This is a genomic window from Mesorhizobium sp. M4A.F.Ca.ET.020.02.1.1 (assembly GCF_004022645.1).
Classification (GTDB): domain Bacteria; phylum Pseudomonadota; class Alphaproteobacteria; order Rhizobiales; family Rhizobiaceae; genus Mesorhizobium.
Genome location: NZ_RZOI01000916.1, coordinates 1 through 2,057, shown reverse-complemented (window position 1 = coordinate 2,057; position 2,057 = coordinate 1). Strand labels below are relative to the sequence as shown.

1 protein-coding gene and 1 pseudogene are annotated in these 2,057 nt (G+C 64.0%); both read right to left on the bottom strand.

Annotated features, from left to right (window positions below; translation table 11 throughout):
• The coding region (locus EN742_RS33010; protein WP_128333774.1) for a bifunctional salicylyl-CoA 5-hydroxylase/oxidoreductase at positions 1-1,685 on the bottom strand (1,685 nt) is incomplete at its 3' end.
• Between the two features lie 175 nt (positions 1,686-1,860).
• A pseudogene (locus EN742_RS33005) lies at positions 1,861-2,057 on the bottom strand (ABC transporter ATP-binding protein); the annotation flags it as partial.

Below are 2,057 nucleotides of genomic sequence, written 5' to 3'. Positions count from 1 at the left end.
AAGCCGCAGCGGGCTGCCATCTCGGTGGAGGCGACGAACTCACCGCGCACCCTGTCCATGTCGGCGCGGTCCATCGCCTTCGGCACCTGGTTCTCGGGCGACCACGCCACGGCCGACGGCGCCATCACCGGCCAGTTGCCGGAGGGCAGCGGCACGTCGGTTCCCTGCCAGCCGACGCGGGTCGAGCCCTTGGCGCCGGAATGGCCGATCTGGGCGCAGATTTTTGCCTCGGTCTCGGTGTGGACGAAGTCGACCAGGCGCTTCCAGGCCACCTCGTGTTCCGGCGCGTAGAAGCCGGGGCAGCCGGGCGTAATGCGGCCTTCGGGACTGACGCAGGTCATCTCGATGTAGAGCAGCCCGGCGCCGCCCTTGGCGCGCTCCGCGTAGTGCGAAAAATGCCAGTCGGTTGGGCAGCCGTCGACGGCCTTGTACTGCGCCATCGGAGACACGACGATGCGGTTGTTGAGCGCCATGCCGCGTAGCTTGAATGGCGCAAACATCGGTGCCCGGCGCAGCCTGTTGCCGCCGGCGCCGGCCTGGTGCTGGAACCATTCCTCGGCGCCGCCCAGCCACTCGGCGTCGCGCAGCCTCAGGTTTTCGTGACTGATGCGCTGCGAGCGGGTCAGCAGCGAGTAGTTGAACTGCACCGGGTCGAGGCCGAGATAGCGCTCGACCTCCTCGAACCATTCCAGCGAATTGCGTGCCGCCGACTGCAGTTTCAGCACCTCGGTGCGACGAGCATCCTCATATTTGCGGAACGCCGCTTCGAGGTCGGGCTCGGACTCGACATAGTCGGCCAGCGCGACGGCGCTCTCCAATGCCAGCTTGGTGCCGGAGCCGATCGAGAAATGCGCCGATGCGGCCGCGTCCCCCATCAGCGCCAGATTCTCAAACGACCAGCGCTCGCACAGCACGCGCGGGAAATTGATCCAGGCCGAACCGCGTATGTGGTTGGCGTTGGTCATCAGCGCATGGCCGCCGAGATGCTTTTCGAAGATGCGCTCGCAGACCGCGATCGATTCCTGTTGCGACATCGCGCCGAAGCCGAAGCGCCCCCATGTCTGTTCGCTGCATTCGACAATGAAGGTCGCGGTCTCGCTGTCGAACTGGTAGGCATGCGCCCACACCCAGCCGTGTTCGGTCTTCTCGAAGATGAAGGTGAAGGCGTCGTCGAACTTCTGGTTGGTGCCGAGCCAGACGAACTTGCATTTGCGGGTGTCGATATCGGGCTTGAAGATTTCGGCGAAGGCCGCGCGAGACCTGGAGTTCAACCCGTCCGCAGCGACCACCAGTTCGTGCGTTTCCATGAACGGCCTCGGATCGGCTATCTCGGTTTCGAACTCCAGTTTGATGCCGAGCTCATGTGCGCGCCGCTGCAAAAGTATCAGGAGCCGCTTGCGGCCGATGCCGCAGAAGCCGTGGCCGGAGGAGACGGTGCGCACGCCGTCATGGATGACGGCGATATCGTCCCAATAGGCGAAATGCTTCTTGATCCAGACCGCGCTGACCGGATCGTTGCGGCTGAGGTTATCGAGCGTCTCGGCCGACAGCACCACGCCCCAGCCGAACGTGTCGTCGGCGCGGTTGCGCTCGAATACCGTCACCTCATGCGCGGCGTCGCGCAGCTTCATCGAGATGGCAAAGTAGAGCCCGGCCGGTCCGCCGCCGAGAACCGCAACCTTCATGCCTGCGATCTCCTCTTCGCTTCCGGGCCGCCATGTGCCACGGCGGTCCCACCAACAGTATCGCGCGGGAGCGAATTTATTTCAAGCTTGAAGTTTCATGATTGAATAAATCCTCGATTGGCGGTCGGAGTTGCTGCGCACCGCCGAGCTTCGGGTTACCGATAGCTGAGTTCCCTCAAGCCGGCGCCCTCGCTGGCAGCCGCAGCCAGTCCGCGTCGATCTCGGGTAGCGGAATGGCGGCGAGCAGGTCGCGCGTGTAGGCCTCCTTCGGATTTTCGAACAGCGCATCGGTAGCGCTGGCCTCGACGATCCTGCCTTCGCGCATGACGATGACCTGCTGGCAGAGCCGCCTTATCACCGACAAATCATGGC